General features: G+C 33.3%; 39 protein-coding genes and 1 pseudogene. 6 read left to right on the top strand and 34 right to left on the bottom strand.

The window, feature by feature from the left end; genetic code table 11:
* Nucleotides 1–46: 46 nt before the first annotated feature.
* Nucleotides 47–277, bottom strand: a complete 231-nt coding sequence (locus ABDZ97_RS04075; protein WP_343785285.1) for a helix-turn-helix domain-containing protein — start codon at nucleotides 275–277, stop codon at nucleotides 47–49.
* Nucleotides 278–359: 82 nt separating this feature from the next.
* Between ABDZ97_RS04075 and ABDZ97_RS04070 the strand changes: the two genes are divergently transcribed.
* Complete coding sequence (locus ABDZ97_RS04070) at nucleotides 360–1,061, top strand: hypothetical protein (RefSeq protein ID WP_343785284.1); 702 nt, start codon at nucleotides 360–362, stop codon at nucleotides 1,059–1,061.
* A gap of 9 nt (nucleotides 1,062–1,070) precedes the next feature.
* Nucleotides 1,071–1,544, top strand: a complete 474-nt coding sequence (locus ABDZ97_RS04065) for a hypothetical protein (RefSeq protein WP_343785283.1) — start codon at nucleotides 1,071–1,073, stop codon at nucleotides 1,542–1,544.
* On the opposite strand, the gene ABDZ97_RS04060 is transcribed toward ABDZ97_RS04065, so the two are convergent.
* Together ABDZ97_RS04060 and ABDZ97_RS04055 are read right to left on the bottom strand one after the other, a co-directional pair.
* A complete protein-coding gene (locus tag ABDZ97_RS04060; protein WP_343785282.1) occupies nucleotides 1,541–2,092 on the bottom strand; it encodes a hypothetical protein in 552 nt (183 codons plus the stop codon). The two genes, ABDZ97_RS04065 and ABDZ97_RS04060, sit on opposite strands and share 4 nt — an antisense overlap.
* Nucleotides 2,093–2,233: 141 nt before the next feature.
* Entirely contained in the window at nucleotides 2,234–2,449 is a 216-nt protein-coding gene (locus tag ABDZ97_RS04055) for a helix-turn-helix domain-containing protein (protein ID WP_343785281.1), read from the bottom strand.
* Between the two features lie 245 nt (nucleotides 2,450–2,694).
* Between ABDZ97_RS04055 and ABDZ97_RS04050 the strand changes: the two genes are divergently transcribed.
* The 4 genes from ABDZ97_RS04050 (at nucleotide 2,695) to ABDZ97_RS04035 (ending at nucleotide 6,184) form a co-directional block, all read left to right on the top strand.
* On the top strand, nucleotides 2,695–2,943 hold the full coding sequence (locus tag ABDZ97_RS04050) for a hypothetical protein (RefSeq protein ID WP_343785280.1): 249 nt from the start codon (nucleotides 2,695–2,697) through the stop codon (nucleotides 2,941–2,943).
* Nucleotides 2,944–3,117: 174 nt separating this feature from the next.
* A complete protein-coding gene (locus tag ABDZ97_RS04045; protein ID WP_343785279.1) occupies nucleotides 3,118–3,942 on the top strand; it encodes a DUF2130 domain-containing protein in 825 nt (274 codons plus the stop codon).
* A gap of 187 nt (nucleotides 3,943–4,129) precedes the next feature.
* Entirely contained in the window at nucleotides 4,130–4,435 is a 306-nt protein-coding gene (locus tag ABDZ97_RS04040; RefSeq protein WP_343785278.1) for a hypothetical protein, read from the top strand.
* Between the two features lie 336 nt (nucleotides 4,436–4,771).
* The gene (locus ABDZ97_RS04035; RefSeq protein ID WP_343785277.1) at nucleotides 4,772–6,184 is read left to right on the top strand and encodes a transposase; all 1,413 of its coding nucleotides are present in this window, start codon (nucleotides 4,772–4,774) and stop codon (nucleotides 6,182–6,184) included.
* A gap of 530 nt (nucleotides 6,185–6,714) precedes the next feature.
* Here the strand turns inward: ABDZ97_RS04035 and ABDZ97_RS04030 are convergent.
* The 31 genes and pseudogenes from ABDZ97_RS04030 to ABDZ97_RS03875 form a co-directional block, all read right to left on the bottom strand.
* Nucleotides 6,715–7,044, bottom strand: coding sequence for a hypothetical protein (locus ABDZ97_RS04030; protein ID WP_343785276.1), 330 nt, complete (start codon nucleotides 7,042–7,044; stop codon nucleotides 6,715–6,717).
* Nucleotides 7,045–7,307: 263 nt separating this feature from the next.
* A complete protein-coding gene (locus ABDZ97_RS04025; protein WP_343785275.1) occupies nucleotides 7,308–7,649 on the bottom strand; it encodes a hypothetical protein in 342 nt (113 codons plus the stop codon).
* A gap of 136 nt (nucleotides 7,650–7,785) precedes the next feature.
* Nucleotides 7,786–8,361, bottom strand: a complete 576-nt coding sequence (locus tag ABDZ97_RS04020) for a T6SS immunity protein Tdi1 domain-containing protein (protein ID WP_343785274.1) — start codon at nucleotides 8,359–8,361, stop codon at nucleotides 7,786–7,788.
* A 325-nt stretch (nucleotides 8,362–8,686) separates the two neighbouring features.
* Nucleotides 8,687–9,118, bottom strand: a complete 432-nt coding sequence (locus tag ABDZ97_RS04015) for a hypothetical protein (protein ID WP_343785273.1) — start codon at nucleotides 9,116–9,118, stop codon at nucleotides 8,687–8,689.
* Nucleotides 9,115–9,702 (bottom strand): hypothetical protein, encoded by a 588-nt coding sequence (locus ABDZ97_RS04010; protein WP_343785272.1) that lies wholly within the window; start codon nucleotides 9,700–9,702, stop codon nucleotides 9,115–9,117. The genes ABDZ97_RS04015 and ABDZ97_RS04010 overlap by 4 nt, the downstream gene beginning before the upstream one ends.
* Nucleotides 9,703–9,732: 30 nt before the next feature.
* Nucleotides 9,733–10,770, bottom strand: coding sequence for a hypothetical protein (locus ABDZ97_RS04005; RefSeq protein WP_343785271.1), 1,038 nt, complete (start codon nucleotides 10,768–10,770; stop codon nucleotides 9,733–9,735).
* Nucleotides 10,751–11,311 carry a hypothetical protein gene (locus ABDZ97_RS04000; RefSeq protein ID WP_343785270.1) on the bottom strand — a complete coding sequence of 187 codons (561 nt, stop codon included), beginning with the start codon at nucleotides 11,309–11,311 and terminating at the stop codon, nucleotides 10,751–10,753. Before ABDZ97_RS04000 ends, ABDZ97_RS04005 begins: the two co-directional genes overlap by 20 nt.
* Before the next feature lie 41 nt (nucleotides 11,312–11,352).
* A complete protein-coding gene (locus ABDZ97_RS03995) occupies nucleotides 11,353–11,628 on the bottom strand; it encodes a hypothetical protein (RefSeq protein ID WP_343785269.1) in 276 nt (91 codons plus the stop codon).
* Nucleotides 11,629–11,654: 26 nt separating this feature from the next.
* The gene (locus ABDZ97_RS03990; protein WP_343785268.1) at nucleotides 11,655–12,239 is read right to left on the bottom strand and encodes a hypothetical protein; all 585 of its coding nucleotides are present in this window, start codon (nucleotides 12,237–12,239) and stop codon (nucleotides 11,655–11,657) included.
* A gap of 67 nt (nucleotides 12,240–12,306) precedes the next feature.
* Complete coding sequence (locus ABDZ97_RS03985; RefSeq protein WP_343785267.1) at nucleotides 12,307–12,807, bottom strand: hypothetical protein; 501 nt, start codon at nucleotides 12,805–12,807, stop codon at nucleotides 12,307–12,309.
* A 55-nt stretch (nucleotides 12,808–12,862) separates the two neighbouring features.
* Nucleotides 12,863–13,327: a hypothetical protein gene (locus tag ABDZ97_RS03980; protein ID WP_343785266.1), complete on the bottom strand. Its 465-nt coding sequence runs from the start codon at nucleotides 13,325–13,327 to the stop codon at nucleotides 12,863–12,865.
* A gap of 75 nt (nucleotides 13,328–13,402) precedes the next feature.
* Nucleotides 13,403–13,990, bottom strand: coding sequence for a hypothetical protein (locus tag ABDZ97_RS03975; protein WP_343785265.1), 588 nt, complete (start codon nucleotides 13,988–13,990; stop codon nucleotides 13,403–13,405).
* 75 nt (nucleotides 13,991–14,065) lie between these two features.
* Complete coding sequence (locus tag ABDZ97_RS03970; protein WP_343785264.1) at nucleotides 14,066–14,752, bottom strand: hypothetical protein; 687 nt, start codon at nucleotides 14,750–14,752, stop codon at nucleotides 14,066–14,068.
* 375 nt (nucleotides 14,753–15,127) lie between these two features.
* On the bottom strand, nucleotides 15,128–15,511 hold the full coding sequence (locus ABDZ97_RS03965; protein ID WP_343785263.1) for a hypothetical protein: 384 nt from the start codon (nucleotides 15,509–15,511) through the stop codon (nucleotides 15,128–15,130).
* Between the two features lie 41 nt (nucleotides 15,512–15,552).
* Complete coding sequence (locus tag ABDZ97_RS03960; RefSeq protein WP_343785262.1) at nucleotides 15,553–15,801, bottom strand: hypothetical protein; 249 nt, start codon at nucleotides 15,799–15,801, stop codon at nucleotides 15,553–15,555.
* 532 nt (nucleotides 15,802–16,333) lie between these two features.
* Nucleotides 16,334–16,765 (bottom strand): hypothetical protein, encoded by a 432-nt coding sequence (locus ABDZ97_RS03955; protein ID WP_343785261.1) that lies wholly within the window; start codon nucleotides 16,763–16,765, stop codon nucleotides 16,334–16,336.
* Between the two features lie 80 nt (nucleotides 16,766–16,845).
* Complete coding sequence (locus ABDZ97_RS03950; protein ID WP_343785260.1) at nucleotides 16,846–17,016, bottom strand: hypothetical protein; 171 nt, start codon at nucleotides 17,014–17,016, stop codon at nucleotides 16,846–16,848.
* Nucleotides 17,017–17,106: 90 nt separating this feature from the next.
* Nucleotides 17,107–17,460, bottom strand: a complete 354-nt coding sequence (locus ABDZ97_RS03945; RefSeq protein WP_343785259.1) for a hypothetical protein — start codon at nucleotides 17,458–17,460, stop codon at nucleotides 17,107–17,109.
* Nucleotides 17,441–17,593 (bottom strand): hypothetical protein, encoded by a 153-nt coding sequence (locus tag ABDZ97_RS03940; RefSeq protein ID WP_343785258.1) that lies wholly within the window; start codon nucleotides 17,591–17,593, stop codon nucleotides 17,441–17,443. The genes ABDZ97_RS03945 and ABDZ97_RS03940 overlap by 20 nt, the downstream gene beginning before the upstream one ends.
* Nucleotides 17,580–17,969 carry a hypothetical protein gene (locus tag ABDZ97_RS03935; protein WP_343785257.1) on the bottom strand — a complete coding sequence of 130 codons (390 nt, stop codon included), beginning with the start codon at nucleotides 17,967–17,969 and terminating at the stop codon, nucleotides 17,580–17,582. Before ABDZ97_RS03935 ends, ABDZ97_RS03940 begins: the two co-directional genes overlap by 14 nt.
* Before the next feature lie 593 nt (nucleotides 17,970–18,562).
* Nucleotides 18,563–18,880, bottom strand: a complete 318-nt coding sequence (locus ABDZ97_RS03930; protein WP_343785256.1) for a hypothetical protein — start codon at nucleotides 18,878–18,880, stop codon at nucleotides 18,563–18,565.
* Nucleotides 18,834–19,085 carry a hypothetical protein gene (locus tag ABDZ97_RS03925; protein WP_343785255.1) on the bottom strand — a complete coding sequence of 84 codons (252 nt, stop codon included), beginning with the start codon at nucleotides 19,083–19,085 and terminating at the stop codon, nucleotides 18,834–18,836. The genes ABDZ97_RS03930 and ABDZ97_RS03925 overlap by 47 nt, the downstream gene beginning before the upstream one ends.
* 59 nt (nucleotides 19,086–19,144) lie before the next feature.
* Nucleotides 19,145–19,846: pseudogene (locus ABDZ97_RS03920) on the bottom strand (IS1 family transposase).
* Between the two features lie 135 nt (nucleotides 19,847–19,981).
* A complete protein-coding gene (locus ABDZ97_RS03910; RefSeq protein WP_343785253.1) occupies nucleotides 19,982–20,566 on the bottom strand; it encodes a hypothetical protein in 585 nt (194 codons plus the stop codon).
* The gene (locus ABDZ97_RS03905; RefSeq protein WP_343785252.1) at nucleotides 20,563–20,916 is read right to left on the bottom strand and encodes a hypothetical protein; all 354 of its coding nucleotides are present in this window, start codon (nucleotides 20,914–20,916) and stop codon (nucleotides 20,563–20,565) included. Before ABDZ97_RS03905 ends, ABDZ97_RS03910 begins: the two co-directional genes overlap by 4 nt.
* A gap of 717 nt (nucleotides 20,917–21,633) precedes the next feature.
* Entirely contained in the window at nucleotides 21,634–22,140 is a 507-nt protein-coding gene (locus tag ABDZ97_RS03900; protein ID WP_343785251.1) for a hypothetical protein, read from the bottom strand.
* A gap of 29 nt (nucleotides 22,141–22,169) precedes the next feature.
* A complete protein-coding gene (locus tag ABDZ97_RS03895; RefSeq protein ID WP_343785250.1) occupies nucleotides 22,170–22,844 on the bottom strand; it encodes a toxin-antitoxin system YwqK family antitoxin in 675 nt (224 codons plus the stop codon).
* A gap of 114 nt (nucleotides 22,845–22,958) precedes the next feature.
* Nucleotides 22,959–23,465 carry a hypothetical protein gene (locus ABDZ97_RS03890; RefSeq protein WP_343785249.1) on the bottom strand — a complete coding sequence of 169 codons (507 nt, stop codon included), beginning with the start codon at nucleotides 23,463–23,465 and terminating at the stop codon, nucleotides 22,959–22,961.
* Nucleotides 23,466–23,776: 311 nt separating this feature from the next.
* Complete coding sequence (locus tag ABDZ97_RS03885; RefSeq protein ID WP_343785248.1) at nucleotides 23,777–24,535, bottom strand: hypothetical protein; 759 nt, start codon at nucleotides 24,533–24,535, stop codon at nucleotides 23,777–23,779.
* The gene (locus tag ABDZ97_RS03880; RefSeq protein ID WP_343785247.1) at nucleotides 24,522–25,106 is read right to left on the bottom strand and encodes a hypothetical protein; all 585 of its coding nucleotides are present in this window, start codon (nucleotides 25,104–25,106) and stop codon (nucleotides 24,522–24,524) included. Before ABDZ97_RS03880 ends, ABDZ97_RS03885 begins: the two co-directional genes overlap by 14 nt.
* Nucleotides 25,107–25,168: 62 nt before the next feature.
* A partial coding sequence (locus ABDZ97_RS03875) for an IS1 family transposase (RefSeq protein WP_343785676.1) occupies nucleotides 25,169–25,291 on the bottom strand: 123 nt, incomplete at its 5' end.

The following is a 25,291-nucleotide window of genomic DNA, read 5'->3' as shown; positions in this document are numbered from 1 at the left end:
AGCAAGATAATTGATTATTTGCTAATTAGCAATAAGCTAAAAGTACTCATTTTTTAATAGCATAAAACTCGAAGAGGTCACCTACTTCGCACTTCAATCCGTCAGCAATTTTACGAAGAGTTGTCGATGCAATATTCTTTCTGCCATTCTCAATCGCTGAGAGGTTTGGCTTCTCCATACCAATCTCAGAACAAAGGTCAAGTTGACTCATTCCTTTAGATTTTCGGGTTTTAGCTATTGATTTTCCGAGCGCTTTTATGAACTCCTCATCGGTCATAAAGCCAAGGTCACTATATTATTCTTTCGTATAGTTATACGAACGTATAACTTAATTTGTAACTTTGTAAAAAAATCACAGAATGAAGTACTTAATTTTCACTGCATGGTTGTTTATAGTAATCCCCGTAACAGCTCAACTCACATACGTTGATATTGACTGGCAAATAGACCAAACGGTCATCATGCAAGATGGAGTCACAGATTCCATTGAAATTGATATTGATGAGGATGGAGTCAATGACCTTAGAATTACATCTTGGTCAAACCATACAACAGGAATCGAGACAGCCATTGAAGCACTTCTCCTAAGCTCATCTCTTTACGAGGGATTCGATGTGGACGGCTGCAACTCACTTAGAGCTTGCTTCGAAGGTGGAGGCTCCAACTCTTCAATTAATGGGTATATCTATTCCTCAGATTGCTCGAATCCCTCCAACGATTATATCAAGTTCCCATTTCAATTTGATGGAGAGCAAGGTATTCACTGCGGGTTCCTTTATGTCCAATATGAAGGCTCAATTATAACAATTGAAGGGTATGCCTGGAACTCTACACCTTCAGGAACGTGTAGCTGTAACAGCAGTGGGTGGCTCGGCATCAAGGAGGAACTTCTTCCTGAAGGACCTTATCGACTGTACAACCTTTTAGGACAGGAAATATTTGAGCCTGAAGGACCTTATCGACTGTACAACCTTTTAGGACAGGAAATATTTGAGCCTGAAGGTCTGACTTTAAAAGTCTACAGGAACGGCCTTATTCAGAAAATATATACTAACCAATAAATGCTAATTATGAAATACTTCATTGTAGCTGCACTTCTTATAGCAGCAATAGTTTCGTGTCAAAAAGAAGAACCAACGCAACCGTCACCCCCTTCAGCACCAACAGCATCTTATACCCCTCAATACCTCACCAAGTCTGGAGCTAACGCAGCAAGCAACGGAATATATTGGGTAATAGATGGAGACACTCTACATCTTGGACAGTGCCAGAATTCATACACCACTGGAGATTATTATGAGAGCTTCTCTTTTCAAGTTGGAGTTGAGTATGACTTTCAGATTCTTCGAGGTATTCCACCTTCTATGTCATCATTCGAAGTCAAGAATCAGGGAACACTAAAATTCATTGATGGAAATAGCAACACTGATGCTTACGGAGGTGAGAGCTCTCTTGTGATTACCCAGGGAGCGACATGGACATATGACATCTTCTATGGTCAATGTGGGTCAATAACAAACCAGTTACAAGTTATTGTTCCTTAGCAATAAAGTTTGATGAATTCAAGGAAAGATTTACCTATCGGAGAAATTTGGTAGTTATTGACTGTGCTGCTTCCCCCGAGTGCAGTAAAAATGAAACTTTTATTATGGATTAGACCAATGCTCAATAATTCATTTAAGTAAAATTCAAGCTCGCTGAGAGTTACTGGTCTATTCACTTTAATCGAAATGAACTGATGGATTTGATTCGGTGAATCTTCGCCATCAGAATATAGTGCTCCTAAGGAAGGTATTTCCTTTCCCTCATGATTTAGAAAATCATGGAGCATTATTATTTGTACGTCATCAAGTTGCTCTACAAGGTGAACGAACTTCAAGGACATATTATTTTCTTGATTAGGTTCGACTATTTGGTTGACCAAAATATTTCGGAACCGCTCTAACTTATATGCCGAACGTGTGCTCATTACCTTGATGTAGACCAATTCCATAAGGTCAACGAAATCCTCAGTCTCGAAGTTCGCTGAATGAAGCTCCCTTTCACTAATTTCCTCTAACGCTTCTTTGACACTTGCGTCAAATTCTAACACTCGCTTCTGCTTTAGGTTGCTCCTATAGCTCCAAAAAGAATCGAATATGGGACCCGCTGGGATATAGCTGAATACTGTCTTTCGAACAGTCTCAGATATTAAATCAACATGGTCCTTAAGTTTATGTCCCTTTTCCATCGTCTATAAAGATACCAATTGCGACACTTCAATTTTAAGCGAGTCAGCAATCTGCTTCAATTTCAGGATGGAACTATTAATCCCTCCTACTTCAATTCGAGCAATGGCGCCACGGTCCAATCCACACTTCTCTGCAAAAGTTTCCTGTGTGTAGCCTGCTTCCTTTCTGTACTTCCTGACTCTCTGGCCTACAATTTTTAGAAATTCTTTGTCTCTCATAATCCGTAATTAACTCTACTTTATCATACGCCAAAGAAATTATTTTGTTTCATATTTGTAACATTTTATTTTTTCTTTCGTAGAAGATACTGTTGACACCGCCGAAGTGCATTCCCTAAATTGTCAACAAAACATCTCTTCTGGTTCTTGAAGAGGTTAAGCAAACCCAAAATATTAATCCATCCATTTCTTACGAATTGGTCATTGTTTAACCCGCTGCAACCGCAGCCAAAAACCACATAATCATGAAAAATTTAAAAATCAAATGCCCAGAGTGCGAGAGTACATTTGACCTTGACAATGCCTTGGTCAATCAATTTCATCAATCTATCAAAAAAGACCTTCAATCAGAGCTTCACAAGCGTGAGGAGGAACTTGAGGAGCAGAAAAAGGAATTAATCACCTTAACTGAACAATTCAAGAAGGATAAGGTAGATTTTGATGCCATGGTCAACAACCAGGTTAAGACTCAGTTAAAATCAAGAGAGGACTAACTGAAGGATTCCATTCGGCAAGAAATTCAACAAGAAAAGAGAGAACAATTTGCTGAACTTGAAGATGAACTCAAGAGGAAGAGTTCTCAATTAGTTGAGTTAAACCAGACCAAGGCCAAGCTCCAGAGACTATCCAGAGAGTTTGAGGAGAAGGAGGCAAAAATTCATCTTCAGATGGAAGAGAAGCTCTCGGAGCGACTTGCTGAAATGAAACAAACTCTAAAGGATAAAATCCAAATGGAGAGCTTCTTGAAGGTCAAGGAAAAAGAGGACATAATTGAGTCTCTCAAGAAGAAACTACAAGAGGCTCAGCAACGTGCCAGCCAAGGAAGCATGCAATCACAAGGAGAAGCTCAAGAGCTCGCCTTAGAAGAAATGCTTAAGGAAATTCACCCTACAGACTTGATTGAAGAAATCAAGAAAGGAGCCAATGGAGCCGACTGCTTGCAAACGGTAAGGACACAAACAGGACTCATTGCAGGAAAGATTCTCTACGAGAGCAAGAACACGAAGAATTGGAGTGATAGCTTCATCAAGAAACTCAAGCAAGATAACCTAAAGAGCAAGGCAGATATAATGGTAATCGTCACCAAGACAATGCCGAAGAATACTAAAGGGAAATATGCACTTATTGATGGAGTGTGGATTACATCACTCTTGAATGTTAGGGATATGTCTCTTATGCTTCGATACGGATTGCTGAAGACGCATTCTGTAATCGCAACTCAATCTGGAAAGGGTGATAAAATGAGCCTACTCTACGATTACTTAACCTCGTCCGAGTTCAAGAATACTTTTGAATCTATATTGGAGGGCTTTAAGAGTCTCCAGGACAGTCATCATGACGAGCAGCGTAAGATGCAGCTTCTTTGGAAGCGCAGGTCGAAGCATCTGGAGCAAGTTCTTGCAAGTACCATTGACTTCTACGGAAATATCAAGGGCATCTCTGGGAGCTCAATACCAGACATTAAAATGCTCGAATTCAATCAAGCTGGATAACCAGTCATTCACTAACTCAGTGTTAAGGATAAGGAGGCAAATTGCCTGGGTTATTATGTGTCACTCGAAGTGAAGAATCTTTTGACTTAAAAATCAAAACACTCTGGTGAACACTCAATAATTCGAGTGCAATGAGTGGGGACTTATTGCGCTTTCTTATCTGCTCTGACTCTAATAAAGACAAGCTATGATTTACTATAAATTTACTGACCTATTGGTTTTTCTTGAGGAGTGCAAGGATGAAGAATTCGGACCAATCATTGAGATAACAAGAACCTTAAATGATTTTAGTCTCACAGAGGAAGACAGAATCAACTACATCCTCGCCATTCTGAGGTATCATGGACTTCACGAATCAATGCCATTGGTAGATAACTCAGAGAAGAAAAAATTGCTTCAGCCACCCATCTTCAAAAACACAAAGAACCCTATTCAGTTATTCGATATAACGTTTGAAAATGGCAAGATAGATTTCTGGCAAAACTTAAACTAATAGGAACTTTTGACTTGAGACTTGTAATATCTCAAGATTAGATAAGAGGTTGAAGTGAGAGCAAAACTATAATTCACTCTCACTTTATCAAAGGCTACAGCTCATTGCCTTCCCTCTTCAATTTTTCAAGAGAGGCGAGCAAGACGGCACCAAGTCGTTTTTTAGGCCAGACGGTCTTGCTCGTAAGTGATTTGGTCACCACCTCTCTTTTAAACAAAAATCAAAAGAGGTCGAAGTGATAATCGCCAGTTATCATCTCGTAATTGAGTTGACAGCTCTTCCTCTTTTATCTAAATACATTAAAAAATATAAAATCCATCTATGTAACAACGAAATATGAAAGCCTATGAAGACATACTGACCACACGCTATGGAGGAGTAATTCCAATTATTAGAAAATTATACTCACTAAAGGTTGATGAGATAATTAACAAGTCAGCTAATGATTATTTCCCAAGAGCAAAGCAAAGTAAATACAAGTATTCAGATGTATTCTTAACCTGGATTGCAGCTGCATTTTGTGGAGCCACGAGAATTGACCATGTTACGGGGCTAAGGAAAGATTTAGAAGTAATTCCAGGGCTAAATGTTCCAAGTCATGATACAATGGGTCGAATGATGAAAAGTTTGGTCAAGCCAACAAAAAGAGCTGATAGGGTAACCCAGGAAGGCGCTAACGAAAACCAATGGGATGACAATGTAGATTTAAACCATTTATTAATTAGACTCACAAAGCAAATGGGAGGCCTAAAAGAAAGTGTTGAATACACACTTGATGTTGATTGCACCTTCATAAATACTACTTGTCAAGGTGCAAATAGTATGAAGGATAAAAACTCACCAGGATTCAACCCTATGATATGCTTAATTGGGAACCTACCTGTATTTGTAAATATGAGAAATGGTAACTCTATTGCTGACTTCAGGATTAAAGAATGCATTGAGCAATGCTTGGATTTATTAGATAAGGAGAACATTAAAATTAAAACCGTGAGAACAGATGGTGCGGGATATAGAAAAGAGCTTTTGACAACGTTGGGTGATAGAGGCGTAAAATTCGTTACGGCTTCTCCAGTCAACGCTGCATTTAAGAAAATGTTCAATGCTTTCGATAAAAGCGCTTGGAATAAAGTGAGAATTAAAACAGCTCATAGAGACAGGGATTGCTTAATTGGAGAAGTTAATTATAAAATGACAGGCACTGATACTCCGCTCAGAATTATTGCGCTAAGAATACCCACTGAAGACACGCTACAAGAGACTCTATGTGATGACGAACTTAGAAGAAGGAAGATGGTGCAAGAAAGATTGAACTCTCTTGCACAACGAGGGTTGTTAAAAAAGAACAATAAGAGGTTTCATGAGGCTGATTGGAATGAAGTCAGAGGTTATAAATATAAGATGATAGCAACCAATGACTATGAAACACCTGCGGAAGAACTTATATATTTCTATAACCAGCGAGGAGAGTCTGAAAGACAGTTTAGCTTCATGAAGCAAGACTTTGGGTGGAAATACCCACCTTTTATGAAAATGAATGAGAATACTGTGTTCTTTATTATAACTGCTATTGCTAATAACATATTCAGAGCCATTGCAGAAAAGCTAAATGAACACATTGATGATATTGAACTTAATGCACGAGTTAGGAGATTCCAAAAGGCATTTATTGATACCGTGGCAATATGCCAAGATGGCCAAAATTGGGTGTTCTTAAGCACAAAAGTTGACTTTGAAAAAATTAAATAGACATGAATCCTTAGGTTACTCCTTTCTCTTTAGACTGGAGCAATATCCCCTGCCCAAAACTTTCGTTGCGCCTGCAACATGCTTGCAGCCCCTGCGCTAAAGTTTCCCATTTAATAATTACATTTATCGCAAGAATCGTTGATTCATATAATCGAGCGACCAGTAGATTCTGGTTGAATTGTTTAAAATGAAAAAGAAAAAAGAATGCAAGTCAAGCGACGAACATTCTTTTAAGATTCTTGCTTCCGTATTTTAATTGCATAAAAGACCTCTGTTGCGAAGAGGGGAATCTGGGTTGGAATCCCAGCGGAAGTTCTTTTCCGTTTATACTAATCTCAATACAAAGTTCCACTTGATGTTGGTTTTAAAAGGCATCAAGTCCTTTAGTACAAAGGTACAAAGGTACAAAATTAGTTTCAGTATGCCTAAGGGTTGTGGTCAAGCGTTTAACGGACTGCAACAATCTGCTTAATGTAGAAACCTTACGCCAGGGATAGCTCCTGTTTTTTCTATAAATAGTCTCAAAAAAGTTAAGATGGAGTTGGTAATTGACCAAACATGCTACTAAGTGTGGCGACATCTATATTTTTATCGAAATGTGCTGTCGATGCAGCAAGGTCGGCATAATCAGCGGCATTTTTAGGTGAATCATAATGGTCTTCATAGTAATATGACAGCTTTCCATTTTTATAGGTCAAATGAATAATCAACAACCCACTGGCAAGTTTAACTTCATATTTCATTTTATGAAACCCCATGTTAGTAGTTATTTCCAGCGCTGGTCTAACATTATAACTTCCAAGTCTTCCTCGTTCTGTCATTGAAATGTTAATAGCATTCAATATTGTTTCTTTATTCATTTTCATAAACTTTGGAATAAAGAAACCTAATATTCTATAAAAAGTCATTACAAATCTAAGCCACATGATTCAGAATTAAATTTATTTCTAAATCAACTTAAACAATGAGCCTACAATTCTAAAGCGTTTTCCGTTTTTTACGTAAAAATCTCCCGTTTAATTCTAAAACCAAGAAAGCCAGCAATGATGCTGGCTTTAAAAATGTTGCAAATGAGACTTGCGTAATTAAGGGTCTGTCCCCTTTTCTTCTTTTAAAGAAGCCGTTATTCTTTATAAGAAGCTTCGAATACTTTGAACTTCTTTCCCGAAAAAGAGTCAATTTCAAACCGTTCTATTGTACCCAACTCCATTTCCTGCATATAGCGGTTGATGGAGTCAAAAGATCCCTCTATGCTTTGCTGGCAACTGTCCAGCCTCTTAATCGCCTGAGATACTTCCATGGCTTGCTCAAAAGACTTTATATAGGCTCCCTCCAACGAATCTGAATCAGGATCAGGATTAGTACTCAGGTCATTCACCTTCTTATCAGAACAACCAACCAAAGCACAACAAAAAGACAACACGACTATATTTCTACCTCTCCCTTTTATTTGTGTACCCATCATTTTTATCCCCCTCTTTTTCTTTTTGTTAAAAAACGACTTCTCATCCGGTTATACCGCCTCTCATTCTCTTTTAAAGGGAAAATAATCTGGACAACCTGAACCGCGCAAACCAAGGTTAACAATATAAAAATAGAATTCATAGAAATGCTTGTGATAAACTGTTAAGATATTCTATTGTTTTTACCTTCCGAATCGAACGGCAAGTCTCTTCACCTCCCAATGGTAAGGCAGGAATAAAGCCGTACGTTTCATCCGGGTCCAGTTTACCGTACTGTTTTACAGCCTCTCCGAATAGTTTCTTTTTAAAGTTCTTTCTTAAAAAAGCAGCATCCGTTAGCTGAAATGTAAAAAAATACTTCACTGCATCTCCTCCGGCAAAGCTATATTGTTCGTTATAAGAGGTGTACAATACCCTACACTCAAATCCATCATAATAAAAAAGGTCTCCAAAGGCGTTTTTTACCAGCGTTATGCATTTGTCTGAGTATACGTTGTATTGTTTCAATACTTCATCGTATACCCGGGGATCAACCAGCGTAAAAAGTCCTTCCGCATACGTACAGAGTCCCTCCTCTAGCATCATATCTGCAAACTCGACCGAGATCTTTTTCTTGTACAATTCGAACAATGCAGGTGACACATCCTGATATTTCACTTTCTTCTTTTTAAAGTCATCTGTAAAAAGACAATAGGACATACTATCTATTCCCATATTCTTCTTGTTTAATTAGAGCAGCTTGTTCTTACCGGACCGTTAGTTTATCGCAACCCGACTTCACTTTCAAAAGTAATTGATTTGACGCAATGCCTCCCATTCTGTTTGCTAAATAATCCTCATGTAAGAAGGTTATTAACATATGAACAGAATGCCATGCTTTTACTTATTCGCATTAAGGTGATTAATCTCTTATTAAACTTTCTATCAAAGACTTTTTTCCCGGGCTTTTAAAAGCTAAGAAATAGCAGTATCAAACCATATGATCAATACATCTGATACACTACTCCGTAAATCCCAATTCGGCGTATTGCCCACGACCTTACCATTCTATAGTAAAACTGCATTTAGTTGTTTTCCTTTCTAAAATAGTCTTAGTTATATGTGGGTTGAAAAAAACTAAAAATTCCTTTTCTGACAACCAATCGCTAAGCTGTACTAATTCAGATTTAAAACTATTATTTCTTAAAATGATACAATCATAAACCCTAAAATATTCTTTGTTTCCACATGTTACTGCTACAGTCCGAATTACAATTTGTTCCCCTACTAAAGCCGGAGCATTCTCCTGGATAAACCTTATTAAATCTCCGTTTATTAAGATGCTATCAATAACGGGCTTTTCACCATATGAATAGTCTTTGCCAAATTTAATTGACTGGTATTCAGATTGCGCTATTCCCCAAAAAGCATGTAGCAAAATTATCAGGGTCAATTTTATATTTTTTTGATGCATCAGTTTCTTCTTTTTCATGGATATTCAAATCCGAATTGATACCTTATCAAACTATTCTCATAAAAATAGTATTCTGCAAAATAAAGAGGCATCTTATACCTTTTGAGAAAAGTCGTATCCTTCTTACTAATGCTATACTTGTAGACCGACACCTTATCAGTTTCTAGTTTCGAATGTGGTTTTCCCTTAATCAAAATAAGCTGCTCTGTTCCCATCCCTAACGCAATTCCAGATTCCGTACTAAATCTGTCATACTTTGTATAATTACATGTATAGGTCTTATGTTCCCTCTCTATTTCAGCTACTTCAAACAAACTAAACTGATTCTGCAAGTCACCATAAAAGTGATATACTATCATATATTCTGATGTGTCGCTATTCAGAAAACAAACAAAAGGCTCTTCAATGTCAAAAGACTCCTGATACTTAATGTTCCCATCAAAAAAGCCCACTACGGAAGCTGAGTTACGTAACTTTAGAACGTTACCTATAGTCGTATCTGGTATAAATACCAGATCATCTTCTTTCTGAGCGTAACTTCTCCCAAAAATAAACAGTAACAGTATAGTGAGTATCTTTATTTTTTTCGACCAATCTTCCATATTCAGACCTCCAACAAATTTACATCAAACCTATCCTTTCCTGAAAAGTGGCAGAGTAGGAATAACTTTATACCCATTCAAATGAAACATTAATTTCTCCTGATCAAAATGCCCTTCAACCAAAATACTATCTGAAGCAGAATAATAAAATTGAGGAGAGTGAGTATACTTTTCCTCCAATGATCTGTTTATTTTACCAACAACATCTCCTAGGGAATTTTTTATTAGAAAATTATACGTCTGCCCATCATATACTACAAATTTATCGTCACCAAAGTGCCCGATATATACCTGTGAATGGGGTAGCTTCAATTGCATAACAGAGGGGTGGTCACAATCAAAGATAAAAACATCATTCATTTCGGTATTCATCAAAACAATCCCCTTATCATAAAGTCTAATAAAGTATGATTTATAAACACTAACATCCAAATCAATCCCATCAACTGATACCGTACATAAACTACTATCTTTTTTATCTATTACTTTCCCGTACGTAACTTTCTTCGTTTCATGATCATGTTTTAACAAGAATTGAATTCCATCAAAATCGAGCGATAGCACCATACGGCTACTTCCCCAATAATTACACCTCTCTATTCCCCATTTTGATGGTTGTTGAATCTGATCTTTTTGATTAATAAAATACGTTTCAAGATTATGATTTGGTATTCCACCAAAATTTGAACCGTGAAGGTTATTTTTTATAACAATACTATCTTTTTGAAAAAGAACTATTTCAGGATCAACTCTGTCTATACCCTCCAACATTTTTACACGTTCAAGTTCATCCTTTTTTTTCTTAGAATCGTATTGAACATAGCCGTTTAAAGAGTCTTTTATCGACAAGGTCATTTCCCAAACCAAACTCAAATTCTTACTTATTGAATCCTGTATAGCGGAGTTACCGACACTATCATTCTTCTTTGTATTAGCCTCCTCATTGAACCGACTTTTGTCGGATGAACAAGACATCACTACGACTGCCAATGTTAACAGCAAGGCTAACCGTGTCCCCCTTTCAATTAATTTACTTTTTTTCTGAATGCTATTCCTTATTGTCATCATAAAGTATATGTGATGTAAATGTGGCAAATATTGCATCTAGTACTTTCTTTAATTCTGATATGTAATTCACATCTCTAATTTCTCTTTCGTTATCAAAAAGTATAATCGGATAAGCTGATCTATATTCGGTCTCCAATTCATAGTAATGATCATGCAAAACAAATCCTTGTTTAACCTTCAACTCAAGTAAACGATTAGTAAAGATTAATTTGCAAGGACTAAAAAACAAATTACTGAAATCAACATTATTCCCTCCATTTTTATCAGGATCTAAGCGAACCCATTGAAACCTATTAACCAACTGCTCCCTCGTCTTATAAAATGGCAAACCATAAATAATTACCCCTTTCCTATTCGAGAAATAATCTCTTTCTAGCAAAAAGTAAAAATCGCAAGAATCACATGGATAAAAAGAAAAGGACTCTCCATGGAAAATAACAATTCCTTGTAAGGTATCACCTTCTTTACAGAAACTGCTATCATTTTGCGAAAAACAAAACAAAAGATGAATAGTTAACAATATTGATAGTAGTATTTTCATGTGGTCAGAATGACAATTCTATATTTACATAAAAGCGCTGATCACTTCTTATGTTTTCCAACGGGTTTATGATCAACCTTTATCATTCGATAAGTGAATAGAATAAAGATAATCCAAAAAATCAGATCAACCATAAAATACCCCATCCTAAACGAATGATTTCTACCATCACTTAATAGTATCTCCTGATAAAATACCAAAGGTATTCCAACCTTTATTTCTCGATTCTCTTCATATACTTTACAGATAAACTCAATAAAGGCAAAAGCATTCAGTAATGCAAAAGCTAATAGAAATATATTTACACCTGATTTCAACACTAAGTATTTAACTTTTCTGCTTGTCACACATTCTCACTTAAAACAATCAGACAACCGCCATCTGTAGATTCTTTCAAACAATTCAAATATTCAATAAGCACTTGTTTATCGTATGGATTTATAATATAATATTTGCTATGTTTTTTATCTGGTTGTATTTCATAATAAAATACTCCATTAATTTGTTCAATTTTTGGACGAGACGATTCAAACAAACTGCCGATTGCATCAATACTTATCTTGATGTTTTCAATTCGATTTTTAATTTCAAAATCTGAATGACATTGAATACAGTAAGTACTAAAAATATACTTTCCTTGGGCAAGTCGTTGCGTATTATCATGCGCTTCAAATTCAAAAGTTGGATTTTGCTCAATCCACAATTTTGAATAGCATGTTACTTCTCTATTCCTCAACCTGTCTCGAAGAACAAAAGAATGATCTCTATGAAATAGTATTGTATCATTAATTATTTTCTTATAATGTGGATAGTCTCCCTTTTCTAAATACTCTCGAACCGTAGCCTGTTTTTTCGAACAGGATTGAACGAACAGTAAAACAATTGTATATACTAATATTCTTAACATATAGCCATCTTGTTTTATCATATTATTCGCGTATCAGCTCTTACTATTCTAATTAGAAAAAACAGAAGTTATTCTTCCAAATCCGTTGTCAATCATCCAAAGTTATCATTTCATAATAGTCATAATATTTAGTTTCATGACTCCTTTTAGCAACAAGGGTAATACACCCATTTTTCCTATCCATCAGGCTACAAATACTTTCAAATGAGAAATGGTTAATATAATTCAATTTTTCGGCAAGACTTCCTTTAAGCGGATAGTTCTCATCAAAACTGATTTCAAAAGTCAAAGTTACAGCTGTCCCCTTTTTTAACTCAATTTCCCCCACTCCCGTCATATTTAGCTTTCTTAAGAAAGAATCAGTATCAAATATTAAGGAGTAATTATTGAAATCAATCACGCTATTTTCGTCTGTTTCATTAGAAACCAATATTTCGATGTGCCAAATAGGAGGATAAGGCTTACCTGTATTAAAGTAATATTTCGTTCCGTTCCATACTATGTCTATCTTATGATCTTCCTGAAAGGATGATTGTGCATATAATATACTCCCGGAAAGAATAATCAGTAAACTTAAAAATAGTCTCATCACTAAACGTCATTTGTTGTTGTTTTCAAAACCAGACATCTATGCGTTAGTTGCATTACTTGTACCTAGGCAAAGTATAACGAACATAGCTACCATTAAGTTCATACTTCACTTTGATATCTCTTTCAAGAAATGTTCTACTAAAATCTTCCATTAACGCACCTACAATTTTGCATTTTCGGATCTGACCTGAATGTGTTATAAATATAAGATGTTTATTGTTCAATAATGTATCAGAGAAATATCTCACTTTTAATTCTCTTAATTCAGATAACTGTATACTCCAAATCTCTTTTTTCGTAAAAAATGTTTGTAAAATGACTTTATCATCAACTTCAATAAGCTTGGTCGCTTTAAATAATAACATAAACCACCAAATAAAGAACACAATCGAAATGAAACCAAACACTACACTCTCACTAACAATTGATGACAAAACGCCTATTAATGCAAGAATTAGAGTTGTTATAATTGCTCCTATGCTTTGTCCTGCATAACTCCATTTAATCTCTTTAACCATCTGTAAATTATTAATTAGTTAGAATCAGACACTTGAATCTAACCTTCTAAATCCTTCATATTATGTCATTATCAATTAATCACTTTTATCCTGAGAATCCTCACCACAATCAAAACGTAATACACCAGGAGCAAAAGACTTTGTATCCTCTATAAATAGGGAATTACCGGATTTGTTTTTTTTACCAACAATATCAATTATTGCACCATAAATACTTCCAACGAATTCTATATACACCAATTCATTATTTATAATGGCAGTCTGTTTCATAACTTTATCTTTCAATAGTAAGTAATCCGTTTTGAATTTTATTTCAACATCAGTAAAGTGAATCCTATGCCAGACCAAATTTGACTTAGGATGGTTCTTCTCAGTTTCGATTGTAGAAAAATAAAAATCTAAATCTCTTTTAAATAAAAATTGGTTACAAATAAACGTCAATTTAAAACTCAATAATGAAGAACTATTTGATAGAATCATGGGCATTTGAGAACTCGAAATATTTGGATAAAAATAGAATTGACCTCCGTAAAATAAAAGGCAACCTGACCACGAAATTGAGTCATTGACCTCCTGCTCTTCAATTGTATTTTGTGAATAAGAAGAATTTATATTTACTCCTAACACAAAGATTATAATTATCAAAAATCGTATAGCTTTCATCGTTAGTATTTAACTTTTTTCTTCAAGGGGAAGAACAGTGGTAACATTTCGTCAAGTGTAAGTTTGATACACTCCCTAATCATTTTCATTGGCAAAATATCTAAGCGCCCCTAAATATTGTAAAATATCAATATTTGAAGTTTTTGTACCATTAACTACAAAATTTTGTAGTATGTGCTTTTTGTTTGTTTTCAAATCAAAACAAACCATATCAGAAATAAATAAATCTCCAGTTTCTCTAAAACTTTGAATTGAATAAAGTTTGTTTACTGATTCATCAATTAAAAACAGAGCGCTATTACTAGTAAAATCTAATTCAGATATCTTTTTATTATCAATGTCAAAGGAAAAAAGAAACAATTGATTGGATAAGCCCATTAGGGAAAATAATACAATATTATCTCTAGTTAAATATGCAAATGTAGAGTCAATTTGATTCTCATTACTTACAATTAAAAAACTTTTCTCAGGAAAAATAACTTCTGAAAAGCCATAAAAAAAACAAAGGGTTTCTTCATGATAAACATTACTTACCTCGTTTGTATATGAAAGTTTAATAGTATCACTTCCGAATTTATGGGAAAATTCTATTTCTGCATCTTGAAATGCAAAAACTTTAATGTCATAATTCTCTTGTGTGTATCCATCATTAATTATTATCAAGAATAATAGAGCCAAAATATTCTTAATGTTCTCCAAGATTATTTTATAAAACAACCCTAGTTTATTTATTTTACCATTAAAATTTATATAAATATTCATTTACTCTAAATTAAATTATAACTCCACACTAGAAATATCTGCCTTAACGGTTTCTCGCTTTTTATTCTAGTTAAGTAAATTTTGTATTTAATCATTTCCATTTGTCATTACACCAAATAAATTATACTCCCCATGTGCAATAGTAGACGAGCCGTAGCCACTTTCCAAAGATGCTTAAGCTAAAATCAAAAGTACATCTGCATTGAACGCTCCTTCTGCTCTTCAATTGAATTTTGTGAATAAGAAGATCTTATATTTACTCCTAACACAAAGATTATAATTATCAAAAATCGTATAGCTTTCATAGTTAGTATTTGACTTTTTATTCAAAGTGAAGAACAGTGGTAACATTTCGTCAGGTGTAAGTTAGGCACATTATCTATCCCAAATAGGAAATACAGAAATAAAATGAATTGAATCTTGCTTATTATAATTACTCTCATTTGAAATTGAAATAGTTGAATTAACATTTACTAGTTTCCTAAATCTTTTTGAAATTCTTTTTGCAAGACAAATCCACCTTGTATTTTCTTTTTCATTTTTTGGACAGAAATATACTATTAAGTATTCAACATTTAAATCTAATTGATACCTCTCTTTTATTGAATCAGTCATTTCATCTAGCAACAAAATCACTGAATCAATATATTCTTTATCAACTGATAAATTGGAAAAACGAAAGTTTCCTTCTGCTTCGTTTAGCTGTGAATACAGGTTCACATAATTCAAAAAAAATAAAAGGAGAACACAATATCTCATAATACTATTCTTTAATTACTCTCTTACTTTGTTCTTCGGCTTTAGGGATTCCACCTCCTTTGTTTATAATTCTGAATAGCATAATCTAATAAATCTGCCATATAAAAAGTCCTGATTTGAAGACGGTCTCTCTTTTCTCCCCAAATTCCTGAAACATTACTCGTAAAATCACCAGCATAATAACATATAGCTCCAGTTCGTAATAAAACACCAAAGGTATTCCAATCTTTATTTCTCGATCTCCTCTTCCGGTCTTCGTTTAATGCAAATTCAATATTTACTATTGACATTCTGTATAAACATCATCTGTACAACTCCAAAATTTTTCGCGGCTTATAGAAGAACATCATTAGTTTTCTATGCCAACATATTAACTACCAGCTTACCAATAGTCTCATTTTGATGAAATGATCCAATATACAGATACTCCTACAGCCATTAAAAATAAAGTCAGAAAAAAAAGTCCTACTTTACGATAAAATTTATGTAAACTTTCAGGGTTATTAGTTCGTTTATATTCTTGTCTCTTCAAGTCAGCTATGCTAATTAACTTTGCGATAAAAACAAAGAACATAACTACAAATAGTACGTTAATTACATAAATCATTCTTCTTTATGATATTAAATTTTCACTTGTAAGCACCTTTATCTTTGGTCTATTATCTGAAATATTCGTATTTATCCGCTGCAAACTGCTATCAAAGAAATTACTTTTATCAATAGTAAAATAACTCCATTAATCAAATACTTAACAGTGTGTAACCAACTAATTGAGTATACTATCACTTTTTGTCGTCAGGTGATAGTTTGAGACACTACCCGCTATCTTATATCTTTCCATGTGGATACATTTCTCCTAATCCAATCCAACATTTCTTTTTCTCTAAAATAAATATCTCCTAGATACTTAAAATTTCCTAAATAATCAACAGATACTTTTAATACAAAATCTTTATCAATAAAGATACAAATTACCATACGAGTATCTATACTCGAACCAAGGGTCTCATAATCATCTATTTTCCCTAATACGTTTATTAGTTCATTTAACTCTATAACATTGCGAATAATAGTATCTTTTTTTAAAGAAGCTGGTTCAAAATTCAGTACATCGTAGTCAATCAAGGATAATTTTGTTTTAAGCTGTCTTGGTAAAGAAATTATTCTAACACTATCAACTTGAAAACAAATATGTTGCGCATACATACCGTCCGAAAGAAAAAACAGAAATAATATTATAAGTAAACTTCTCATTAATTTGGTTTTTGAATGACATTTTCGCCTTTTTCTGCTAAACACTTTTTGGAACCAGGACTTTTTCAATCCTCCCATGGTCAGATATCTCTATCTTTAATCCCTCTTTGATGCAAAACTTTCGATTTAATTTCCAATACCGTTTTTCCTTCTTTGTCAATTCGAAAGATCATTGTCGTCTCAAAGTCATAATACTTACTATAGGTATACGTTAAATCTGGAGAACCAATTACGGTTACACCGTCAGTCATAACTTGAGTGGAAATTGCATTTTCTACCTGAAACGCAACTTTAGTACCTGTCCTTTCATCAATAAATATGGTACACTACCCACTACTAATTTATTTATAAGGGAATAGTTTATCACTAATTTTAAAAATAAATTCACTCTCCGAAAGCCAATCAACTTCAGCTCTTACTTCCTCCGTAATCTCTTCGTATTCTACTAAAGAACCGATGTTTTCAATTTTATCAATAAATATAACTTCAAAATCCAACTCGTCTAAACCTAAAGGCACTATATCAAGAGCCTCTCTTATGTTTTTTGATTTTACAATAATATTTGCCCAAGCTCCTTTATACTTCATATTCTCTGGAATATCCTCAATATCTATCAAGTCAATAAAATTAATCCCCTCCTTAGCTTTTAAATTAACGAATACCAACCAAAAATTACTATAATTTTCTTCTGTCATAATTACTTTGTTCTTTAGATGAACGATCTTCATAATGCACATTATCTTTTCCACTCATTTTCTTATTGTTATTTTTTTCAACAGAAGCTATCCACACATCGAGTACGCTATCCACTACCCTACCTAATGACACCTATGTCATTATCTCTTTGAATCTTAACTCTTGAATGGTATTGTCGATTTAATCTAGCAGTCACTCTTCCTTTAGATTTATTTATTTCTGAAAACTCATACCAATATTCAACTACACTTGATCCAAAATAAGACTTCATATATGCAAAAGCTATTACCTTTTTGTTATAATAAAAAAAGCAAAATTCCTTTTCAATATCGGCTCGCATTTCTTTAGGAATTAAGAAATATATTGTATCCTGATGATACGCATTATCAATCAATCTTAAAGATTTTTCAGAGAGATTTAATAATTCACTTGGAAGATTATTACATTGTCCAAACATTAAGTTTGTATTAAAGAGAATAATCAAAGTAATACATATAATTTTCCTCATAGTTTCTAATTATCAAAATCTATAACAACAGCAGTTTGTCACCTTTGATGTCCTGAATTCTATCTTTTTTAGGCTTCTTGTTTATTAATTTAATAACATTATAAACTTCCCAAAAAGGGGTACTTCTATCTTTTATTGTACTTCCTTTACTCCATTGATATTTGATAAGCGTTTCATATAATATCTTGACTTTCTTAGTAGTTATATCCATTTTTGATTAAGTTAATTACAGATGCTAATCTTTATATTTAGTAGTTTATATTACTTATTTGAACCCGCAACCCTCCGCTCCAACTCTCTATATCGTTTCTCATTTTTGGCATTATTCAACGAAGCCACAGCCCATATAGCTACTAGTAGCCATCCAATCAACGTGCATTGGAGAATGAGATAAACAATAAAAGAGAAAATCTTTCCTCTGAGAAGGAATGATATTGCGGGAAAAGGATTACCAATAGTATCATGTTGTAATAGAGTCATTAAGGTTGTTGTGTTGTTTCAAGTTCTCTAATTTTTCAAATAGTACCGAAAATCAGAAGTGATTTCCCCCTATACTTTCGGACAAGTCTGAGAAAGTCTTGAAGGTTGCCGTGTTACCTCTCTGTTTGTATTACGTGGATTAGCCCCAAACCTTTTTTTAGTAAAACAGAAGTACACCAAATATTTTTCATTCCATTCAGTAAAATTAAATCATTATCTTCTTTTAGTTGACTTTCTAATTCATTTAATTCGATTAAATCAACCAACTTACTTTCAGAAAATATACTCAACCATTTATTCAAGGCGTGTTCTTGATTATCACATAGTAATTGCTCTACAAAAGTATTACCATCATAATCAATAATTATTGTAAACAAATTTTGATTACATATTACCTTTTGCGTTTCTGCTGTGTGTTTCCCCAACTTCATCCATTTTTTGTTTATTTCTATCCATTTGTTTTTTTACTTTTTCCATCTCCGTTTTGAGATCTTTTGTTTTATTTGGAGTGCTCTTTACTTTTTCATATAAACTCTTGGATTCTTCATATTTTGATTTTGCTGCTTCCTTTGCTTTCATATTTTTGTGTGCAGCATTTTTTCCCTGTTTTGCAGAATAAAAATAAGCAAAATCCATTGAAAAACAGAGTTGTCAACCTGTTTTTTCATGAAGAAAATACGGATATTTTTCATTAGTTAGCACCAAAAATAAATTCTCACCACAGCCAAAAGCATTGCCATTGATTTACTATAAGCAATCGTTCTGCGATTCAGACGATTCAGATGGGTTCGTAATGTCAGGTTCTTGCGTTCAATGTGATTAATCCCTCGTAATTTCGTAGAGTGAATTTCGTTAGGAATCAAGTCTTTATAACTATTCAGTTTATCGGTTGTAATACGTTGTGCATCTGATAAAACAAGTGTTTCAGTTACTTTTCGAAGTGTCGTTTTATTTCTTCTCCCTACAACAACATCGATGATTGCTCCGCTTTTAGGTTCCAACGAATAGCAAATGCAAATTCGATTCTTTTTATGACCTACATAGGTGAATAATTCGTCTACTTCGTAACAGTTGCCTTTTACAATGGGATAAGGCCGCTTTAAACCCACTGAAATTTTTAGGATTCTACTGATAACCGTAGTTGGAGAAATTTTTAAGATTCTAGCAATACTTCGTATACCACATCCTTCAATTGTATGGAGTACGATTTGCGAATTAATCGCTGATTGATAGCTTTTGTATCAATACTCCAATACACGTGTGTAATTACACCTTTTGCATTTATAGCGTTGGTTTCCAACTGAATTCCTCCCGTTTTTAACCACGTAATCATTACAAAATGAACAGGTTAATTTTCCATCAACACATTTGATACACGTAGAACCATTTGACTGCATCTAAGATCCTTTTTTGACCTCAAATCTATTGTTCCTACAGGAGTATCCACTCATTTTTAACGAACCACCTTTCAATATTTATTGATAATCAGTCGATTGAAGTTTTATTTTCTTGTTATCAACACATTTGATACACTACCTACCCCTATAGAAATATTCATTCTCAAAAAAAGTATATCTTTCTATATCCTTTAAATCTAAATAATCGATATGCATCTCTAATGTATCTTTCAAATCACTTGAATTCAAATATATTAAGTCACTAGTTGCATTAAATATTCTTATTTGTAAATAACTTAATTCGTTTGTTGAAATTTTACCTGAATGCCCTATGAATGAAAAATCATATTCTTCATCATTTTTATATACCGCTTTGATATTTAAAAATCCTTTCGAGAAATTCTTAGATTTAACAATTATTTGTATCGAATCACTCGACAAAATATTCCCTTTTAAATTAAAAATTATCGGTAATTTAGAATTGCTATATTCACTTTGTACAACCAAACTATCTCCAATAATAAAAGTCGTTAAACTAACTATATCTCTCAAAACCAAATCATTAGGTATGTAAGTTCCATTTCCATTAAAATCAAAAACAATTTTTCCATTTTTACAATGAATTTCATTAGATTGTTTAGTTTTTTTCTCTTTATATATTATACTTGCGCAACCATACATTAGAGAACTAAATAAAAATAATCGTATTAAATTTTTCATCTTACTAAGTCTAATTTATCGACACCCGAACCTAAGAATTGTAATTTCCTCTTTTCTTCACTTAAAGTTTTTAACCAAGCGTCCCCCTCTGGAGTTCCTTCAAATATTTTTTGAAGTCTTGAGTATTTATTCAATGGACCATCTTTCAAGTTTGAATAAGCAGGGTTTAAATTTCTAATATCTGCCGCTGTCATATTTCTAATTCTCACCATTCCAATATAATAAGATTGTCGATTATAAGCTTCAATTTCATCAGTTGCATCATATAAATAACCTGCTCCTCCAGTTTCTTTATCAAAACTTAATGTACCAATTTCAAATTGATATAAATGTTTTAATTCATGAGCCAAATTACCTTCGTCTAAATACTCAGCAACAATTGCACCTGTACTTAAATCTGCTCTTGCTTGACCTGTCCTCTCATTAATGGGTACATTGATTTTTACGATCGAATATAATTGATTTGATTTTTCAAGTTGTTTAATTTTTCAAATAGTTACGAAAATTCGAAGTGCTTTCCCGCCTATACTGTCGGACAAGTCTGAGAAAGTCTGGGATGTTGCCATGGTACATTACCTAAGGGTTTTTTTGCCTGTTTTCTTTAGAAGTATTGGATGCTGCCATGTTGGATTTGCAGTACAAAAAAAGAAAGAAAGCAATTATAAAAACGGATAAAATAATTCGGCTAATTACTATATTGTCAAATAATTGGTCAAACCACCTAAAAACAATATTGGTAAACTTCGTATTAAAATAAAATCTTAATGTAATTAATAACAATAAGAATATCATAATTGAGTGAATTAGTTTCTCCCTCTTTATACGTTTTCGTATTACATCTATTAAAAAAAACACAAATAAAAACACTAAAGGCATATAAAAAGTGATGCTCAACATGGTATTTAAGTCATTGGAAGTGAATAAATCACTTTCATATCCATGTTCAATGAAAAGTCTAAGTTTAGAATTAACTAATGGGGTTAAAGAATAACCCAAATGAACAAATAAAACTCCAGAAAGAAGTTTTTTGAAATAATACTGTAAGATTTTCATATTTTTTTAACTACCTACTTTTTATAATTGAACTTAAACCTAAATGGTATTTCTTTTGTAGTATCCGAGTTAACCGAGAACACTCCACCAAAATAATTATCACCTTCCAAATAATCTTTTGACTCAAAAATAAAAACACCATCAAAGCTATCTGGAGAGATTTTTTTGCTAAGTAATTCTTTATTCTCAAACAAAGCATATTCTAAAGAGTCTTCACTTGAGAAAACATCAAATGCGATAGCGTTAATTAAGTTTTTTCGGAAATACGATAACGATACGATAAATTCAAGTTCATTACTGGTTGTCCCAAATCCATTATACCTGTTAGCGAAAACAACTGGAGAGAAAATTTCAGAATTCAAAACAAATTTCAAACTATCATTTTCTCGTTTCAATACTTCATTTTGGTCCTTTAATAACTCTAGTTTTAATGTTAAGTCTTCAGAATCAACACTAGAGCAACCTAAAATGTATAACATAGTCGCTAATATGAAAAACAAAGGTTTTCCTGCTACTTTCATAACTAATCATTAGAGTTTACAGTATGACACTAATAGCCCATTTTTAAGACCCTTTTTGATTCATGAATACTAATTAAACTGTCACTTTTTTTCACTTCAACACTAAAATGAATATCTGTAACAGCTTTCTTTAACTCAAAAAAAGTATATGTTTTCCATTCACCTTTACGTAAGTTTAGCGTATCACTATGATTGTCATATTTAACAATAATCCTTGAAGATAGTAAGTTAGGATCATAGAACTTAACTTTTAAATCTATCTTCTTTGTCTCTTTAGCTAAAAAATAAATAGTATCATTTACTGATTCTGGGATGGTCGATAAGAAAAAAGATTTAGTATAGTTAATATTTTTTAGACTATCGTATACGATATTTTCAACCAATGAATTTTTCATTTCATTAGTCCAACCATATCTGGATTCTCTTACCAATCTTCCCAATGAATCAAAACTTTTCACATAACCTACTAATTGATTTCTCTCAAAAAATGCAATCTGCTTAAGTTTTCCAGATCTATAAAAAGTCTTTTCCACTCGCCTTATTTGGTTCGAATCAAGCTTCGGTAGTTCAACTGAATCTGATGCTAAATTCTCAATAGTTTCTTTCGATTTTTGATCAGAATTATTCGTACACGCTGTATTGAATAATACCAAGCAAGTAGAAAAAAATAAAAATGCTACTGTAGATATTGAATTAATTGTCATTAGCTATTTTTCTAGAATTATTGTTATTCGGATACCTTCCTGCATCTGAAGAATCGACCTGCATTCTATATGTACCATCAGGTGCAAGTTTAAGACACTACCAAATCTGGCACACTACCCATTAACCGTAAATTTCCTCCTAAATTCTAAAATACGGACATCTCCTATTTTATCACGAACATAGAAGCAACCTTTCACATAATATTGTCCAGCATTGAGATTTTCAAACTCAACATCTATAACATCAATATAATCTTGCTTAAAGATATGTTTCTTTTTAATTGTTCTTTCCCTAGATAATTCCATACTAGTAGTATCTAGCTTGTACAAGTTAAATTCAATCGAATCAATCAATTCCGGTCTATCATAAGCTAAAAAAGCGGCAAAACTTACCTTATCCGTTATTACTTCTCCATAATTATTCTCAATAATAATTGGATTTATAACTTCATTATTAAATTTTAATTTAATTTCTTTTAGCTGTGATTTTAGATATAAATTCTCATTTTCAAGATGTTTCATTTTCAAAGTGTCACTACTCTCATCTGAACAAGAGTTCAAAAGAAAAACCATGATTGTAAAACATAAAAAACGTTTAAAAAACCCTAATCTATCTATCATTTTTATATTCTCTGTTTTGATTTATTTTTTCAACATCTGACTTCTTAACAGTAGTATCCTTAATATGATTCAAAGTATATGCTCCATTTCGTTCGAATTGGTTTATTTGTATAGTAGTATCACTATTTAAAATATTTTCGCCTCCTCTATTATTGGCACTATCTGTCCCTAGTCCAGTCCCTTCTCCAACCGACCTGGTTGAACCAATTACGGTTACACTGTTAGTAATAACTTGAGTGGAAATTGCATTTTCTACCTGAAACGCAACTTTAGTACCTGTCCTTTCATCAATAAATATAGTACACTACCAACTACCGCGAAGCTGATTTTGAAAAATAAAACACTTCATAAGAATCTTTAAAAGTGTTAATTAGGATCATTTTTTCATTATTCACCAAAACTTTATGAAAATCGTAAGGAAATCCTTCTACTAGCAAGGCAAAACCAGAATGACGATAGCCACTTGATATTGTATCGTTTAATAATACATTTTCTCTTGAAAACGTTAACGTTTTCAAATCTAAATCACTCTTATATTCTTTATGGTACGGATTAATAGAGTCAACTGTCCAAATGCCAAGTAAATTCTTATCGTAACCAACTTCTCGGAATTTCTCATCCTTTTCATTAGAACAATTAATATTTAAATGAAAACCTTCCTCGTTGAGGAAGCGAAAATTATGAGGGTATATAACACTTTGGTTGGGGTAATAATAACCCTCAAATTCTGGTAATATGGTTGCGTAGCAAAGAAGCTTGTTTACTCCAAGAACTATACTATCTGATTCTTCGTATAGCTTCAAATAAATAAAATTCATTGTATCAGAATCAACAATAAAATTAGTATTAAATTTTGGAGTTATGAGACTTCCCTTATCGAATTTATATATTCTACCTCCTATCTCTATGTCTGAAAAAATTGAATTAATTTCTCCTAAAGAAGAATCAGATAATTCAGTACTCTCTTTATAATCAGCTACCTCCCCCTCATCTTTCTCATTTTTACAATTTGATAAAAGAAAAAAAAGAAAAACCAAGAGTGGTACTTTAACCAAATTAACCTTCCTCACATGGCTTGCATTTAAGAATTGGAGATTTCCCCACTCCCTCAACTTTTTTAGGATAACCATAAATCGTATCTTTAGTTTTAGAATTTATATGCCATTCGTTTCCATCTTCATCAATAGACTTTGTATCCCAAGAATAATCTATCTGACCTGTCCCCTCTCCAACCGACCTGGTTGAACCACTTTTATCTTCCATTTCCTCCAGTAATTCATACACTTCCTTAAATACAGCTTCTAATCCGCTTCCTATCACTTTACTTTTTATAATTCCATCCTGAATACCAGCCTCATAAACTTTTACCCAATCCCCTTTTGGAGTAGTATTTAGCTTATTCAGCAGCTCTGTGTTTTTAATTGGTACGGTTACTTCTTCTAAGGATTCATAACCCTTCCCCATCACTTTTGTAATCGATTTTTGAACTTTAAGTCCCTCTTTAACCTTGCCAACAACTGATAACCCGGACCCCATTCCACTCCCTCTAACTGAACCTAGGATTGTGTGTAAATCTTTAAGAACTTTCCCCGTTTTGCAGAATAAAAATAAGCAAAATCCATTGAAAAACAGAGTTGTCAACCTGTTTTTTCACGAAGAAAATACGGGTTATTTTTCATCCTTTTTTCTTGGAAGAAAAGGATTTATCCCCAGAAATAAATCCTCATAATTGCACTTAATGTAAGAAGTGATTTTGAGTAACAAATTATTCTTCTGTTTAATCGCTTTACGTGAGTTCGTAATGTCAGGTTCTTTCGCTCGACAGA

Origin of the sequence: Wandonia haliotis (genome assembly GCF_039523435.1) — a bacterium.
In the GTDB taxonomy this organism is placed as follows: Bacteria; Bacteroidota; Bacteroidia; order Flavobacteriales_D; family Crocinitomicaceae; genus Wandonia; species Wandonia haliotis.
Note: the sequence above shows the minus strand (reverse complement) of the source record. Positions and strands in the feature narration are given on the sequence as shown.